General features: G+C 37.9%; 15 protein-coding genes and 1 pseudogene. 4 read left to right on the top strand and 12 right to left on the bottom strand.

Annotated features, from left to right (window positions below):
• Positions 1–235: 235 nt before the first annotated feature.
• Both AC6BKE_RS17050 and AC6BKE_RS17045 read right to left on the bottom strand, forming a co-directional pair.
• Positions 236–697: a hypothetical protein gene (locus AC6BKE_RS17050; RefSeq protein WP_499857385.1), complete on the bottom strand. Its 462-nt coding sequence runs from the start codon at positions 695–697 to the stop codon at positions 236–238.
• A gap of 115 nt (positions 698–812) precedes the next feature.
• A complete protein-coding gene (locus AC6BKE_RS17045; RefSeq protein WP_036117323.1) occupies positions 813–1,565 on the bottom strand; it encodes a glucose 1-dehydrogenase in 753 nt (250 codons plus the stop codon).
• 203 nt (positions 1,566–1,768) lie between these two features.
• Between AC6BKE_RS17045 and AC6BKE_RS17040 the strand changes: the two genes are divergently transcribed.
• A complete protein-coding gene (locus AC6BKE_RS17040; RefSeq protein WP_036117321.1) occupies positions 1,769–2,380 on the top strand; it encodes a TetR/AcrR family transcriptional regulator in 612 nt (203 codons plus the stop codon).
• Positions 2,381–2,423: 43 nt separating this feature from the next.
• Here the strand turns inward: AC6BKE_RS17040 and AC6BKE_RS17035 are convergent, their stop codons facing one another.
• Positions 2,424–2,882, bottom strand: coding sequence for a VOC family protein (locus AC6BKE_RS17035; protein WP_499857383.1), 459 nt, complete (start codon positions 2,880–2,882; stop codon positions 2,424–2,426).
• Positions 2,883–2,993: 111 nt separating this feature from the next.
• Here AC6BKE_RS17035 and AC6BKE_RS17030 point away from each other — a divergent pair, with 111 nt between their 5' ends.
• A complete protein-coding gene (locus AC6BKE_RS17030) occupies positions 2,994–3,941 on the top strand; it encodes a helix-turn-helix transcriptional regulator (protein ID WP_499857381.1) in 948 nt (315 codons plus the stop codon).
• Between the two features lie 146 nt (positions 3,942–4,087).
• On the opposite strand, the gene AC6BKE_RS17025 is transcribed toward AC6BKE_RS17030, so the two are convergent.
• Positions 4,088–6,217: a type IA DNA topoisomerase gene (locus tag AC6BKE_RS17025; protein ID WP_499857380.1), complete on the bottom strand. Its 2,130-nt coding sequence runs from the start codon at positions 6,215–6,217 to the stop codon at positions 4,088–4,090.
• A gap of 365 nt (positions 6,218–6,582) precedes the next feature.
• Between AC6BKE_RS17025 and AC6BKE_RS17020 the strand changes: the two genes are divergently transcribed.
• Both AC6BKE_RS17020 and AC6BKE_RS17015 read left to right on the top strand, forming a co-directional pair.
• A complete protein-coding gene (locus AC6BKE_RS17020) occupies positions 6,583–7,695 on the top strand; it encodes a TolB-like translocation protein (RefSeq protein WP_499857378.1) in 1,113 nt (370 codons plus the stop codon).
• A 180-nt stretch (positions 7,696–7,875) separates the two neighbouring features.
• A pseudogene (locus tag AC6BKE_RS17015) lies at positions 7,876–8,082 on the top strand (hypothetical protein); the annotation flags it as partial.
• A 429-nt stretch (positions 8,083–8,511) separates the two neighbouring features.
• Here AC6BKE_RS17015 and AC6BKE_RS17010 read toward each other — a convergent pair.
• The 8 genes from AC6BKE_RS17010 to AC6BKE_RS16975 form a co-directional block, all read right to left on the bottom strand.
• On the bottom strand, positions 8,512–9,366 hold the full coding sequence (locus tag AC6BKE_RS17010) for an IS3 family transposase (RefSeq protein ID WP_499856447.1): 855 nt from the start codon (positions 9,364–9,366) through the stop codon (positions 8,512–8,514).
• Positions 9,351–9,857: a helix-turn-helix domain-containing protein gene (locus tag AC6BKE_RS17005; protein WP_180957841.1), complete on the bottom strand. Its 507-nt coding sequence runs from the start codon at positions 9,855–9,857 to the stop codon at positions 9,351–9,353. The genes AC6BKE_RS17010 and AC6BKE_RS17005 overlap by 16 nt, the downstream gene beginning before the upstream one ends.
• 317 nt (positions 9,858–10,174) lie before the next feature.
• Entirely contained in the window at positions 10,175–10,999 is an 825-nt protein-coding gene (locus AC6BKE_RS17000) for a sugar phosphate isomerase/epimerase family protein (RefSeq protein WP_499857377.1), read from the bottom strand.
• Positions 10,996–11,964, bottom strand: a complete 969-nt coding sequence (locus AC6BKE_RS16995) for a DUF6005 family protein (RefSeq protein WP_089932327.1) — start codon at positions 11,962–11,964, stop codon at positions 10,996–10,998. Before AC6BKE_RS16995 ends, AC6BKE_RS17000 begins: the two co-directional genes overlap by 4 nt.
• Before the next feature lie 13 nt (positions 11,965–11,977).
• On the bottom strand, positions 11,978–12,235 hold the full coding sequence (asbD, locus tag AC6BKE_RS16990; RefSeq protein ID WP_036127419.1) for a petrobactin biosynthesis protein AsbD: 258 nt from the start codon (positions 12,233–12,235) through the stop codon (positions 11,978–11,980).
• Entirely contained in the window at positions 12,232–13,464 is a 1,233-nt protein-coding gene (locus AC6BKE_RS16985) for an AMP-binding protein (protein ID WP_499857375.1), read from the bottom strand. Before AC6BKE_RS16985 ends, asbD begins: the two co-directional genes overlap by 4 nt.
• A gap of 2 nt (positions 13,465–13,466) precedes the next feature.
• A complete protein-coding gene (locus AC6BKE_RS16980) occupies positions 13,467–15,218 on the bottom strand; it encodes an IucA/IucC family protein (RefSeq protein ID WP_089932331.1) in 1,752 nt (583 codons plus the stop codon).
• On the bottom strand, positions 15,190–17,013 hold the full coding sequence (locus AC6BKE_RS16975; RefSeq protein ID WP_499857374.1) for an IucA/IucC family protein: 1,824 nt from the start codon (positions 17,011–17,013) through the stop codon (positions 15,190–15,192). The genes AC6BKE_RS16980 and AC6BKE_RS16975 overlap by 29 nt, the downstream gene beginning before the upstream one ends.
• Positions 17,014–17,236 lie beyond the last annotated feature (223 nt).

Below are 17,236 nucleotides of genomic sequence, written 5' to 3'. Positions count from 1 at the left end.
TGTTTGATTTATTATACGGATTTCGCATGACATAGTTAAGGTTTTTATGAATTTTTTTTCGTGACATTCACATATTCGTGAAATTTTCCATTTTGACTTTCTTCTATATAATGAAGAAAACGCTTACTCCAACTATGATATGCACAAACAGCCACTATGTTTGTGCTATTTTATATGTAAAAAAGGCGACTTGAGCAGAGTTCTAACGCTTGATTTCAAGGGCGTTATCGCTCATTCACAGAGTTTCTTGCCCTTCCGCGAGTATTCCTCTTCCTTCCGCGAGTATTTCTCTTCCTTCCGCGAGTATTCCTCTTCCTTCCGCGAGTATTCCTCTTCCTTCCGCGAGTATTCCTCCTCCTTCCGCGAGTATTCCTCCTCCTTCCGCGAGTATTCCTCCTCCTTCCGCGAGTATTCCTCCTCCTTCCGCGAGTATTCCTCCTCCTTCCGCGAGTATTCCTCCTCCTTCCGCGAGTATTCCTCCTCCTTCCGCGAGTATTCCTCCTCCTTCCGCGAGTATTCCTCCTCCTTCCGCGAGTATTCCTCCTCCTTCCGCGAGTATTCCTCCTCCTTCCGCGAGTATTCCTCCTCCTTCCGCGAGTATTCCTCTTCCTTCCGCGAGTATTCCTCCTCCTTCCGCGAGTATTCCTCCTCCTTCCACGAGTATTCCTCCTCCTTCCGCGAGTATTCTATTAATCATCGAAGTTCTCGCTCAATTGCTTGGATGCAACAATCTTTCATGAGTAGCCGCCTTCCTCTATATAAAAAAACTAGGCTCACGTTATGTGATGCCTAGTTTTACTTGTGCTATTGGATTACATGGCTGTCCAGCCGCCATCGATGACTAGCTCTGCGCCTGTCATGAAACGAGATTCGTCAGATGCTAGGAAGACTACACCATAGGCTACATCTTCCGGTTCACCGAAGTATGGTAGTTGTGTGTAAGTTTGATAGAATGGTAGTGCGCCTCCCTCTACCATTGTCGGTGCTGTCATCGGTGTGACGATAATGCCTGGGTGCACAGAATTCACGCGAATTTTGTCTTTGCCGTATTCGATAGCAGCCGATTTAGAAAGTACACGCAGCGCACCTTTTGCTGCTGTATAGGGGCTTGTACCAGCCATCCCAACGATTCCGCCAATGGAAGAAATATTAATGATTGAACCGCCGCCCGCTTTTTGCATTTCAGGAATCACGTATTTCATACCAATAACACAGCCATTCAGGTTGATATCCATAATTTTATTCCATTCTGCCATTTCCATGTCAGCCATCGTTTTTGGTGATGAAACGCCTGCATTGTTGACAAGAATATCGACTTTGCCGTAAGCCTTTACAGCCTCCGCAATTACTGCTTTCCACTCGTCTTCTGAAGTGACATTATGTGAAAGCCCCATAATCTCTCCACCATTTTCTTTAATTTCTTTAACTAAGTTATGCAATGGCTCGATTTGCACATCTGTTGCAATTACCTTTGCGCCTTCTTGTGCGAATAATTTTGCTTCGGATGCACCCATCCCCATTGCTGCTCCTGTAATAATTGCTACTTTCCCATTTAAACGACCCATAATAAAAACTTCCTTCCTTCTATATGAATGAACAATTCGTGAACACGTTAACAACTAGTTGTATTATCGACACCGTGTCGTTAATATAATTATAACTCGCTATTTAAAAAGGGCAAACAACACAAAAACCTGTTATGATGCTTACACAACATTCACAATAAATCTGTTGTTTAAATAGAAAATTTGATACAAGGAGCCTAAAAATGTCGAAAAAAATGGACCCCCGCGTCATCCGAACACGCCAATTATTAAGAGATGCACTGGTGGAATTAATTGATGAACAAGGCTATGAGAAGATTACAGTTCAAGATATTACACAACGAGCCACATTAAATCGTGCCACTTTTTATTTACATTACCGTGATAAGCTGGACCTCCTCTATCAAAGCTCAGAAGAAACTTTGCATGAGCTTGTCAGTAGTATTCGTCCAAACTTTGAGGAGAAAAAGGATTTTGATTTATTACCAAATTATGACCAGCCTCACGAGACATTTATGCATTTATTTGAACAAATAGCGCTGAATAGTAAGCTTTATAAGGTTTATCTCACGGAAAAGAATATCCCTTATTTCTCTGATGGTTTGAAAAACATTATTATCAATTTCGTCTCAAGTGGCATTCAAATTATGGAGCCTAACGATCAAAAGCTAACAGTGCCCCGTGAGATGGCTGTACGGTTTTATGCCGCTGCCTTTCTTGAAGTGATTGTTTGGTGGTTGGAACATGATATGCCGTATACACCAAAATTTATGGCGACCCAGCTCATGCGTATTACCATTAAAGGGCCTTATATTGACAATCCCTTTGAAAAGTAAAGAAGATTTGGGTATAGGTTAAGCCCATACCCAAAGGACTTACCTATGCGCCATTTAGTAATCTTTCATCAAACATTAATTGTATTTGAATGCCGAACGGGTCTTCGATAATACCATAAGCTTTACTAAAAACATTACTGGATAACGGAACAATGATTCTTACTCTTTCATCTGACGTTAAGCTCTTGTAAAAATGCTCCATTTCTTCTAGGTCTGCACTCTGTATACATAATGAGGAATGGTTTCCTACTACATAGTGTTCCGTAACATCCATTGTAGCTTCTGCTAGCATTAGCTTTGTTTTGCCAATTAATAAAACAGCATGTGCTATATGCTGTTTATTTTCTTCTGTAAGACGCATTGTCTTGTCACGTTTTGCCATATCCTCATAGGTCACAAGCAACAGTTCCTCCGCATTCAAATGTTTTTTGTAAAATTGGACAGCTTCTTTTGCCTTTCCGTTCATGGATAAAAAAATAGCGACTTCAAGTGTGGCACTCATCGTATCAATCTCCCTTAATAAAATAGTTAGATAATAACTCCATTGATATTACCTAACCCTTATTTTAGAATATAAAGGTATCAAAACATGACACCTTTATAGGAGATGACCATGAAAAAATCAGAACGACTTAATGATATGATCAGATACTTAAATGGTCGGGAATTTTTTAATTTAACAGATTTAATGACTACCTACAGCATTTCTAAAAGTACAGCGCTACGTGATGTTCATTCTTTAGAGCAATTAGGCATGCCGATTTTTGCCGAGCATGGAAGACATGGACGGTATGGCATCTTAAAAAACAGGCTATTGTCCCCTATTATTTTTACATTGGATGAGGTGTATGCTTTGTACTTTGCTATGCTCACATTAGAATCTTACCAATCAACACCTTTTCATCTAAGTGTTAATCAATTAAATGAAAAATTTGAAAGCTGTCTGTCTAAACATCAAGTAGAACAGATGCATCAAATGAAAAAAGTCCTGCAATTTGAAGCTAACCAACATCATCATATTAGTCTTTTTTTAGATAAGATTTTAATGAGTATTCTTCATGAATATAGCTGTCAATTTCAATATCAAAAAAATAATGAGCCAAAAGATTACTATGTTCAATTTTTCAAAATATCTGCTAAATTTGGGCAATGGTATGTAACTGGCATAGAAGTGGATACGAAGAAGGTGAAGGTTTTCAGATGTGATAAAATAACGTCCATTGAAATAATAGATAGTAGCATGCACTTTTCTCTAGACGCACTAATCAATCGGTCATTAGAAATGGATCAACCAAAGAAACGTATTGCATTTGAGGTAGAAATTTCAGCACAGGCAAAGGATATTTTTTATAAAGAACATTACCCTTCCATGACACTAGAAATGGGTGATAAAACTGTAATTAAGGGCTTTTACAACCCAGGAGAAGAAACATTCATCGGCAATTATTTTATGAGGTATGGTCAGCATATTATCTCCGTGAAGCCCAAAGCATTACAACAAATAATCCAAGACCAAGTAGAGAATCTCCTTCATCACTATCAAAAATTAACCTCACATTAGCCCATAAAAAATCCCGAACTATATGATTTGACTAGCTCGGGTTTTCTGTCTATATTGCTCGATACACATAAGACCGTTAGCAAAAGCTATAAAATGAATTCAATTGATCAGTTTTTTTGCACCATAGATCATAAAGCTCCCCCGCTTTACTTTTCATTAAACTCAAATTCAATTTTCCCTTCTACCAAACGGAGTGACGCATTAAATTGTTTGCCATTCTTTGATTTAAACCCTTTCATCACAGCTGTTTTACCAATCTTACATAAATCATGAATATTCTTCTCCGTTAGTTTTTTTCCTAATAGCCTTCCTGGAAACGTTTGCTTACAACCATTTTTATAATTCGAACAACCGTAAAAACTTTTACGCAAACCTATTTTTCCTACTTTACATGTCGGACACATCACAATATCTTTCACAACAGCTGGTTTAAACTGCTCCGCTTCAATTGTAAGTGACTCTAACTGTTTAGGCACTTCCGCTATTAATTGATTAATAAACTTGCCTATGCTTTCAATAAAATGTTTGGCTGACCCTTCTCCATGACCAATTTTATGTAAATAAATTTCCCATTTTGCCGTCATCGATGGACTTGACAGTAATGTTCCTTCAATTGATCGACATAAAAGCGCACCCTTAGGCGTAATACTCACGATATTTTTTCGTACTTCAATAAATCCATGCTTTTTAATCGTCTCGATAATGCCACTACGAGTTGCTTCCGTCCCAATACCTTCAATCGACTTCAGCACCTCGATTTCCTCTTCATCCTCAACCGATTTACCACATGTTTTCATCATCGTAATGAGTTGACCTTCTGTATAAGGCTTAGGAGCCGTTGTCGTGCCTTCTAAAATAGAAACCTTACTTTGTACCATCTCATCTTGGAAAACAACAGGTAACGACTCTTCACGCTCCTGCAACTCTTTCTCATTTGAAAACAATTCTTTCCAACCTTTTACAAGCTCTGTTTTCCCTACCGTTTTAAACGCAACGTTTTTGACATTCGTTATGATCGTTTTTTCGTCGTATTGATAATCTTGGTGAAACATAGCGAGTGTCGTATTGACGATTTCAAAATAAATATTTCGTTCATCCGCATTCATGGATTGTAACGCTTTTTCTGTCGGCACTTTTTTCGTTGGGATAATAGCATAGTGCTCCCCAACGTTGGCACTATCGACGTAGCGTTTGTTATTCCCTCGGTTGATTGCATGAAATGACTTTCCCACGAGCTGCTGATAGTTGGCCAATGAGTCATTTAAATAGGCAAACTCATGATGTGTAATGAGCTGAGAATCAGTACGTGGATAAGAAACGAGCTTTTTCTCATAAAGTGATTGCGTAAGTTTCAACACATGCGATGGACTGTATTTCCAACGCTTATTGGCAGCAGCTTGTAATGTTGATAACGCATGTAGTTTAGGTGGTGCGATCCGCTTCGTTTTATTCGTTACACTTGTAATTAGACCCGTATCCAGCGGTTCAATCCCATGCTGTTGCAATAATTGCACAGCCTCTGCACGCTCTTTTGTTTTTAAATTTGCCTTCCCTTTATATACACCATTTTGTGCTTTGAAAACCCCTTCAATTTCATAAAATTTTTCAGGCTTGAAATGTTCGATTTCCTGCTGTCTTTTATAAATTAAATAGACGGTTGGTGATTGCACACGTCCGATGGAGATACTGCCCCTAAAGCCCTTTTTTTGTAAAAGTAGCGTATAGAGGCGACTACAGTTCATCCCTACTAACCAATCGCTAATTTGACGTGTTTTTGCTTCTTGGTACATGAGCAAATCACGCTCATTACTTTGCATATGATTAAAACCTTTTCGAATTTCCTCAACCTCTAATGAATTGATCCATAATCGTTTAACAGGCTTATTGACTTTCGTCATTTTTAAAAGGGAGTAGAAGATATTTGAACCCTCACGTTCACTATCGCAGCCATTATAAATCATGGTTACTTGCGGATCATTAAAGATTTTTTTGACTGCATGAAATTGTGTATACATTTTAGAGACAACTTTATCTTCAAATTTTTGTGGAATGATCGGTAATGATCCCAGTGACCATTTCTCCCATTCCTTCTGATATTCTTTTGGTTCCTTTAATTCAACAAGATGACCCACTGCCCAGGTAATGACTGCACCATTAGGAAAAGTTGAACAAGGTTCCAGTTCAATAAATGTTTTCTCTTTTTTCTTTATTTTAAATGCATCTGCATAAGCCCTTGCTTGAGATGGCTTCTCTGCCAAAATGGCGATTTTCCCCATTGATCATCACATCTTCTTTAAAATAGTTTCGTAGCTTTTCTATAAAAACATAAAACTCAACTAATCAGATTAGTTGAGTTGATGGTGAATACCTTACTACTATTTTACTTTAAACAATTAAAAATATCACTTATTAAAATCTATGAACTAAAAGGACCCTTCAAATGGTTGATGCAAGCCAATCGATTTCGTTTAGCTTCTTGAATATTTGACGGAATTAGGCGGCTGTGATTTAACTAACGCTAATACATTTAAACATGTAATATATATCATTCAAAATCTTATAAAGCTGATGGTGCTAACCCTGCAATGATTTGGTAAAATAGAACAAAATTAAATAACTAGGTTTATTTGGGGAGATTATTTTGAAAAAAAAAGCATTAGTAGCACTCGGATTAATTGTCAGCTTAGTTATCATTCTACTAGTTATTCCTAAAGTAGTTCAAAATAATGAACACAATAACAATGCTGAAGAAAATGAGACTCTTGAAAACTATCAAATAGTTGATGAAGATTTTAATAAAACAGTAGATGTTCCTTTTTCTAGAATAACTTCTTTTAGAGGTAACGCTAACTCAATTTTTATGAGTGCAGATCATAAGAGTTCATCCGGTCTAGATAATAAAATCATTCAATATAATAGAAAGACTCAGAAATATAAAACTATATTTAACAGTAAATTTGAATTGCCGTCTGTCCAAGGTTTAGAACTGAATGATAATTGGTTAGTCTGGGTTGATTCTGATGAAACTGGGTCACAGAAAAATGCATATTCAATGAATTTAAATACGAATGAAATACAACCATTAACACAAGAAAATGATCCAAATATCAATAATGCTTTTCCTGTACTTGTAGAAGACTATGCTGCTTGGATATCAATAGATAGTAGGACAAGCAAGCCGAAAGTTATGTTAAAAAATCTAAAAACAAATGAAACTGAAAGTATATTTGATTTAAATACCTATACTTTTATGAATATGTTTTTATCTGCAAAAGATGGGAAAATATTATTTACTGATAAAAAAAATAATGTTGGTTATCTCTATTTATACGATGTGAAAAGTAAAGAAATCAAAGAAATAAAAACTGATTATGAATTGATTGGTTGGGCAAGTATGCTAAATGACCAACAACTTATTTATCTAACCTTTAATGACCCTAGTGAATCTAAAGTTGATAAACGAAAGCTTCTTTTTTATAATATTTCTAATAAACATACGCAAGAAGTTGTTTCGGATGTATTAAATGTAAATGCTCTTTACACAGATTTTAATAATCAAGTGTTTTTTTCTTATAACGATAAATATTTGATAAAATTTAAGCTAGAGAACAATTTACTGGTTGAAAATAGCGAATTGGAGACACCTGACGTTTACAGGTTTTCTGCGGACAATGATATCTATATTATTAACCAAGACCTTTCAGATGAAAAACGTAAAAGCAAATTAATTATCCAAAGTGAACTCTCTAATTAAAAATTTGGCCATTCCCAATCGGGAATGGCCTTATTCTTTTAAAGTTTTGTGAAAACTCAATTTCTCCCCTTAAAAGTCCGAAAAATAAAGAAAATCACTTATAACTGGAAATGGTATAGTAAAAATTAACCCTGTCTTTCCTTAAGATTATTTTATTAAAAATAGCGTAAAAAAGAAGGTTTTGGTTCAGGACTAAGCATTGCGAATAGTATTATGAAATTGTATAAAGGCGTAATTAAAATTACAAGTCAAGAGAGAAAAGGGACGACTGTTGAATTGTTTTTACCAATAAACTTAGATCCCATATATCTAGAGTCCAATTACAAAAGTGTCCAGAGAAGTTCTTATCCATGTAAAAGAGGTTTATTTACTGTTGATAACAGTTAATAAACCTCTTAGTGTTGAAAAACAAAACAGTCAATTGGAAGGTAGAAATGGATTTCCGTTGCAGGCTACTTGCTTTCCTGTGGGCGAGCGTCCCGAGCCGCTTCCTCCGTTATCGCTCCGTTTAGAGGCTCGCCTGTCTCGTTATCCCACGGGAGTCAAGTAGCCTTCCACTCCAACCTACAAAAGTATTACCTTTTTAGCAAAGGTTTTCAAATAAGGCGAAGGTCTTCACTACTCTTTATGGAGAGGTGTTGTCACACATCACTTCCCCACATTGAAAATAAGAGCTTATTCCCTCTAAAAATAATGGGCTATTTAATCGCTATATTACTATGAAAAAAAGTAAAGACACTTTGCAGAATGGTTGATTGGAGTGGAGCCAGCGTCACTCCTAGGGGATTAGTGAACTGACCCCAAAAATTTGAACTTTTAAGAAACTCTTCGAAACTCAACTGGACTTTTTCCGTTGAGTTTTATTTTTATCCGTTCATGATTGTAGTAGTGGATATAGTCTACTAACGCTTTTTTGAATGCTTCGTAGTTCTTAAACGTTGTTGCGTATAGAAATTCTGATTTCATAATGCCAAAAAAGCTTTCTATCACGGCATTATCTAAACAATTTCCTTTCCGTGACATACTTTGCTTGATTTCATGTGTTGCCAATAACGCTTTAAAACGTGGTATTTGATATAACCATCCTTGATCAGAATGGACGATTAAGCCACTCTTTTTCGGTAACTTTGTATACGTAAACGCCTTCTTAAAAGACTGTTGAACTAACTCAAAATTAGGTGATTTTGATACCTCATACCCAACGATTTCTCGATTGAATAAATCTAATACAGCGGATATATAGATTTTTTGACCGTTTATTTTAAACTCCGTTACATCGGTTACCCATTTCTGATTGGGTGCAGTGGCTTCAAAATCACGTTGGATGATATTCTCTGCGACATAGCCGACTGTCCCTTTATACGAACGGTATTTTTTAGGGCGTACCGTCCCTTTTAAGCCCAATTCTTGCATCAATCGTTGGACCGTTTTATGGTTGATGAAAAACCCTTCATTTCGGAGGGCTAAACAAATACGACGATAGCCATAACGCCCCTTATGGTAATGAAAAAGCGTCTGAATTCGTTCTTTGATCGCCTGATATTTATCTGGTTTTACCCATTTTTGGAGATGGTAATAATACGTACTTTTCTTAAGTTTCGCGACTTTTAATAGAGCTTGAAGAGGAAAATCCAACCTTAGCTCATAGACAGCTCTTACTTTTTCTTGGATTTGAAGGCATCCTTTTCTTGAACTAAGGCTTTCAACTTTTTTAAATAGGCATTTTCCATCCGTAAATACTCAATTTCCGCTTTTAACTCATCCGTTGTTTTTCCATTTAAATCGGACGAAGGTGGTTGTTTTTTTGGCATTGATTGGCGCTCCTTTTCTACTTGATAGAGCACCTCACCAGCCGTTGACATCCATTGTTTTTTCCATCTCCGAATGGTTTCACGGGAAGGAATATTAAACTTCGCAGCGGTCTGAAGGAGCGAATCGCCCGTCTCTATCAGGTGTTGAATTACTTTTATTTTAAAAGAATCTTCGTAATTCGTGAACCCTTGAGGACGAATAATTCCTTCGATGCCATGATAGCGATATAATTCAATCCATAATCGAATGTACTGTCGATCCCTCTGTAATCGATTGGCAATCTGATACGTACTTTCTTTTTCTTCAAAGTAAGCTAGAACTGCGGCTAATTTTTGTTCATCAGAAATCACTACCTGCACCCCCTATAGTAGATTTTTAAGTCCAATATTTTGGGTGCAGCTCATAGCGTCACAGATGAGACCCTGGAGCGAGCGTAAGTGAGTGAAGCGGCTCATCGGACGCCCCCTGGAAAGGGCGCTGGCGGAACGGAAATCAACCTCTCACCTTGCAAATTTGCTTTTTCTGCCGTTGACATCATCTTTTTTCACAAATGTTTCTTGCATCAGAACTAAGTTGTGTGCAGACTCCAGTATTTTCAGCTTAACTTCAGGTAATTCCATCCAACTCTAGGGTACAACTGAGTTCACTGAGTATAAACAGCCTTACACTATATTTGCACCAACTGCAACGCCTTCTTAACCTCTTGACTATCTTTTGCTAATACGCTCATCACATTCGATCCAAACCATTCCAATGATGCATCTACCTCCATCGTTGAAACTGCTTCTGCTAGGAATTCACCGTAATCAATAGCACCTTCAAACAAAGGAACCATTCCTTCCCTAGAGCCTGCTGCCGCATACACATTGTTTGGTGAAAAAACATCTAGTTGAACACGTGAGGCAATATTTTTAAAGTGAAAATGTAAGATATAAGGACGTAGTTGCTTCATGGCGACAATCGGGTTCATTCCTGATTCCCATATATGTAAAACGTCAAAGTTCACTCGTAGGCTTGAGTGATTCGTTTCTTCAAGTAACTGCATGGTTGAAGGTAGATTATCTGTCAATGTATTTGGATGAGTTTCTACCAGCAAGTTTTGTCCTTGTGACTCAAGATAATCACAGAGCATTGTAAGTCTGACAATAAGTTCTGCCCTTTCTTTCTTACTCGTGTCTGAGCTGCCTTGCTTTCCTACAAATGTACGAATTTTATTTGTTCCCCAGCGCTTGGCAAGAGCAGATAATCTTTCTGTTTCAGCCATCATCTCCGAAACGGGTGCATCTAATGGCAAATAATCACTAAGCATGCTCGTTTCCAAACCGTAGGAGCTTAGCCAATCTGCTCCATAATGAGGTTCATCTGCCAAGTTCTTTGCATGAATGCCCCAGAGCTCGATTCCTTGAAAGCCTTGTGTTTTAGCAAATTGAGCTAATTGCTCCATCGAGTGGAGATGGTGCCGAAATGAGATTGTACAAATTGATAGTTTCATAACATGACCTCTTTCTTGTGCTGTAATGTTAACCATGCTTGAAAACATTCTTGTAATCCTTGCTTGATTTTGAACTCAAGCTGATTTTGTTCTTCTAACTTCACAAAAATATTTTCCACCAATAACAAATCTTGCGTCATCGCCAGCTTCATCGCTCGATACTGAATCGTTGTATAGCCAGTCACTAGACGCTCAATTTCATCACACCATGTGTCAAAGCCTTCCTCTTCTCGCCCAAGTGCTTCCCAAAAAAATGCAAATGCATGCTCATATGCATACTTTCTAATCGCGATAACTGGCAATTGCTTTAAGGCCGTCGGTAGTTTTGACAGACGTTCTTTTCCTGCGATAGACTTTTTCATAATTTCGGTAACGGCATCTGTCAACGGATTACAATCAAGCTTGATGCATGTATTAAAATAGGCTTCAACCGTCTCTGTAGTAGGAGCAATAATCGTCTCAGAATCAAAGTAATAGCCACCTTTGACAGTTGGCTCTTGGATTGCAGCTAAAATTCGCTCCTTCGGTAAAATTCCTTCCCAGCGAAAATCAGGGTCATACATAAACCACTCTTCTTCATTTTCGGTCGATTCTAGCATCACATAATGAGGGAATGGACGTTGATGAAATTTATTCTCTCGCTCTGGCAGCATCGATAAATCCAGCATCACCATCACATGTTGATGTGGCGATTTATTCTCTACTAGCCCTAGCAATTTGTTTATATTTTCTTGTTTAGACTGCTTTTCGTCATACCATTTGTAAAGCTTGATGCCATAGAGCATTTCATACCATGTTTGAAAGAAATCATGATCGATTTGATCCGAATGGTATGTTAGCACACCATTATCAAGCACATCAAAATCAGCGTCCCATACCCCAAAATAGTAGGGCCTATGATCGACACCTTTCGTTTTCTTAATAACCTCACAAACACAGCTTACAAAACAATGAACTTTTATCATTTTTGGCCTCCGATTATTCTACCTTTTGCTGTTTTTCTAAAAAGCTTGCTAATGTTCCTACTGTTTTGAAATCTTTAGGAACAAGAACCTCATCGGGGATGGCAATGCCAAGATCCAGCTCTATATGAAGAATCAGTTGAAGGACCATAATGGAATCCATATACAAATCCTCATTTAATCGGGCATCTTCATTGAAAGAAGACAGTGTCGGCAACTCTAATGAATTTTCCATAATATCATAGATGCTCTGAATCAATTGTTGTCGCGTCATACTGGTATGCCTCCGAGTTTTTTTCTACTTATTTTTCCATTAGGCAGCTTTTCAATTTCTTGAACAGGCAAAAACTCTATTGGAACTTGATGTGGAGCTAGAAATTTTCGGCACCATTCTCGAAGCTCCATATTATCGATTGGTTCAATAGACACATATAGTGCACATACCCGCTCTCCTGATAGGCTATCTTGTTTCTTATATACAACTGCTTCGACTATTCTTGGGTCATCCATTAACACGGTTTCCACTTCTTGCGGATACACATTCAAGCCTGATACATTAATTGTGTCATCTATTCTTGCTAGAAAAGACAAAACATTATCTTCTATATAGCCAAGATCTTTCGTATAAATCGTTTGTGTAGACAATTCAATAATGATTTCGCTCGGTGTTTGTTTATCACCGGCTGTTACCTTTACATGAGGAAGGGGGTAGCCCATTTCTTTCGGATCTTCCACATTAGGGTGAATCGCAACACAGCCTGCTTCAGAGCAGCCATACTGCTGGAGTACTTGGCGAGATTTCTCCCTTAATGTTGTCAGCCAGCTATGCGGCATCAAAGTTCCTGACGTCATGACACGATCAAATTGTTCACCCATCGGTAATAATCGACTTAATGTATAAAGTAACGCTGGGGCCCCATAAAGTATGTGTTGAGGATATTCTTTTAGCTTTTTCAAAATATACTTAGGGTTATTATTCGTAATAATAACTGGCTTTGCTCCCCTTCTTATGCAAGCCAAGACACCACAAATGAAGCCATAGGAATGAGTTACTGGACAAGCAACAACCGAATTTGTCAATGAATCGACAGGTAACATCGTCACATAACTTTCAATCTCTTTTTCCACAGAGCTCCACGTTCGTTCAATACATTTCGGAGCGCCTGTTGTGCCTGAGCTCATTTGAACTAATACGCCCTCTTGGTTATTGCAATGATTTGATAGTTCAATGAAAGTATCAATCGATTGGAACAACAGCAGATGACTACCTGCTGAAGAAGCAAGTCGCACAGCTCCCTCTTTCGGCGTTGCTGAATGGATGGGGACAACTGATCCCCCTTTTTCGCGAATGTATAAACAAAGAGCTATATATTGGAAAGTATCATCCGTACAAATAGCTAGTCTGCGATTGTTACACTCCCTTAAATGAGGTAAGCTTTCATATATTTCAAATTGCTTCTCAATATCTTCTACTGCATAAAATTGATCATTGACATAAAACATCATCATTTCTCCTTTTTATCCGCTTGCGCCAACGTATTGTTGACGATATGTCGAAAATTACCTTCCTCTTGATTTTGAACTTTCTTAGTTAGCAAAGATTCAACATAAATTTGTGTGCTAGTATGCTGAAGCCGTTCATGTCTTGCACATAACGATGGAAAGCGTTCCAAGTGCTTCTGTAAGCTGTCCTTAACTTGACACCAAAAATGTGTTTCTGCAAAGTCATACTGCTCCTCTAGCAAATACGATAGTTCACTTAAATGAAATACGAATAGTGTATCCATAATTAACTCTCGTAAAGCCTCTAGAGAAGACATCCAATAATACTGATCGACAGGTGCATCTTTAAAACGTTCGTGTATCGTTGCAAAGTCTGGAACGAGGCTTCTGTCTGCAATGAATTCTTCCATATATTCGATACTGTCATGGAAATCCCTCAGTACAACCCGAGTGGGCCACCCATTTTGATGCAATAAAATCATGTTTTGTGCATGTGCCTCCAGCGCAATACCATGAGCGACCAGCAAGTGCCACACAGGAATAACACTCACTTCGATCAAGCGTTTTACCCACTCCTCTGCTCCATATCGGGAAAGCCAATCATCAATAAATGGACGCCCATCTCTCTCCATCATCATTAGTACTGTAAAAGGAACCGCTTCCTCTTCATCCTTCATATACAAGCGCACACTTTCTCGCCATATGGTACCAAGCTGACCTTCTAGTTTGCTACTATGCTTTTTGGCATTCGGTTCAAAAATAATACCTGCATATTCCTCCAGTACAATAAGCGATGCTTCCTTTTGTAAATAGGCATCTAATTGAATCACCTGTTTAAGCCATGATGAAATAGGAGGAGCGGCACAAACAGCATGAGAATGTAACTTTCGCAAGGAAGAAGTATTCACCATATTCATTGCACATTTTAATTGCGCCTTTTCAGGATGTGAAACATTCCATAATGTTCGTACTGATTGGGTTGCCCTATAGTAATCTCCTTTCACATTTAGAGGGATTAAATCTTTTTGCTCAATTAATCCAGCTAGTTCCATTTTCAGGTTATGCCATTGCCAAGGATGAACAGGGAGGAACGTATAGTCGTCAAATGTTCCACCGAAAATCGCAAGCTTTGCTAGAAGGTCTTCCCACAGAAAATGTCCTAGCTCTCTTTTCCAAAAGCTCTCTTCCTCAAGAACGGTGATTCGTACGTAGCTTCTTCTCACCGCAACCCATTGAAGGGTAAATGATTGCTTTGCCTCAGGGCCATAGTTTTTATGGTCGTCAATTGTAAAACCGGTTCTAGATTTGAAACAAGGATGATAGGGATGCCCTTCCATGATTTCTGATTCTAATTCTTCATAGCTCGAATTTCTTCTCGACATGGGCATTTGGAGATGACGCTCATTCCATTGACAAAGCTTACTCGTTAAATGAAGTTCTTCCAGTAAACGAACTTTGTCTTTACGAGTAGATAGTAATTCATCTACTAGATCCTCAAGCGTAGCTTCTAGTAACGTCTCATCTTTTCCTACTAGAAAAATACTATCGCCCTTTATTCGGATACGATCAAAGGCCATTCTTCGCCCTTCACAACGATAGGTACATTTCTGTCCAACAAGAGTAAAAATGGAAGACCATTTATCTAGAGGCGTTTCTTCATATTTGATTAGTCCTTCAAACATCATTGCTTCTACAAGCTGCCGCCTTACACGTAGCTCTTCTTGTTTAGTAACTAAAGGCTGTAGCTGCTTCATATTCTGCCTCCTCATACTGAACAACGAACGGATTTGGCACTTTCGTATATACCGCTTGTTCAAGCTCGGCTTCTAGTTCATCTACATCATGAAATCTTGTTAATAAATTTGCTTTGAACGCAAGCTCCTCTTGCTTTAGAATGTTACGAATAAATGCCTTCCCGAAACCTGTAAATTCTTTTTCTAATAAGTGCAGTTGATCGATAGACCACTTCAAAAGAATTTTTTCATCGATTAGCTGATCGGCTCCAAATCGGGAAATAACGGGAAACAATTGATTCATAAATAAATAATATGTAAATCTATCATGAATAAGGGCATCTTCGTAAAATAGCTCTTCTGTTTCATGTAAAGAAGGCTCTATTGAAAGAAGTACTTCTTTATATGTTTTTGATAAGTAATAACCTTGGTTATCACGATAATAATAAGTAGTTGGATAACTGGAAGAAATGTTTAACAAACTATTTTGCTGGTGTGCTTCGAGAGCTATTCCATTCTCGTCGTATAATTTTAATAACGATTCAATCGAACATTTCCAATAAGCCTTAAACCAATCTAAGCTTACGCTCTCTAATGATCGGAATTCTGATTGAGCGATTTTCATGATGAGCTGACATAATTTTGATTTTTCTTTTGGTAGGGGCTCTTGCAAAAGCGTAGCGATCATGCAGATTCCTTCATCCTGTCCTTCAGGAAATACATTTGAGCGAAAAATAACCTCAAACCCTGATTCCGTCTGATTTGGGAACTCTACAGTCATATAGGCTGGATCATCAATCATCCGAAAAGATGGATGGTTCTGTAAGAAATCAATCTTATTCATTAACCGAGCCATAACAATTCCAGCTTTTAATTCATGCGTTCTAGTCACCCGCAATGAATTCGTTATTTTGACTGGAATTGAAAACTTATACATCATTTCTTCATTTGTGCTATATACCGTTCTTATCGAGGAGGTTGCTGTATAAAGTGCCCCAAGTGCACCTTCGTATTTTATCCATCCTTCAGCAAGCGCTTTTTTTACATGCGGTTGCTGCAAAAGCCATTGTGCTTGAAGCGGATGCATCGGAATGAGGCAATCCTTCTCTGACATCACAAAATCAGGTTGTGATGTTGTTAAAGACTGAGAAATGAGTTCACTTGCACTTTTTTCTAATACAGAGGACTCTTTCACATTTTTACGGTCGACACGAAAATAGTGAAGCTGGAAAGAACCTTGTAACTCTGGAGCAAAACTCGTTTGCTGCCAATCTGACATCCCTTGTCTGCTTTTAGGTGTCGGATGGAGCCAATGTCCAAGTAAGAGAGATTGCTCAGCTTCAATAAACGTATCGTTAGCTCCATTTTGTTTCTTATTTTCCAGACGCTTTTCAATATAATTTGTCATCGTTTGATAGCTCTCAATTATGCGAAGAATGAGTTCATCAAAATGGGAGGAAAGTTCATGACATCCATCCTTCTTAGCCATAAAATGGAGTTCCTGAATAAATGTGATGAGTATCGTTAATTTATCTTCAACAAGCCATTGGTTTTGTTTCGTACAATACTTCAACGAGACACCAAATTTATGCCTTCCAACAAGAGATTTGTATTCCATGCCAAATGCAAAACGTGTGTTTTGTAATGGCAACTCGATTTCTAATATATATTCCTCTGTCATTAGGATAGATAGTCGCTGTTCTTTTATCCATTCCTCCTTTCTGACCCAGTGTCCGCTACTCACCTCTCGTATATAACAATTCATAAACGCTTGAAACGTTGCATTTTCTGCAATCTGTTTAGCCATCTGTTGCATTCATTAACCATCCTTTCACAGAGCCTTCTCCCTATCAAATGATAATTATTATCATTCACTGTTAAAAAAATGAGTCTTCCAAATTAAAAAGACTGATGAGATGATAAGAAGTAAATGGAAACAATTGAATTGTTGACAAACATTGATAATGATTATCATTTTCAACAATAATTACATATTATAAGAAAGACAGAAATGACTCAACTGTCTAAAGACCTATATG

It is taken from the genome of Lysinibacillus sp. COL-1, from assembly GCF_059814265.1.
Note: the sequence above shows the minus strand (reverse complement) of the source record. Positions and strands in the feature narration are given on the sequence as shown.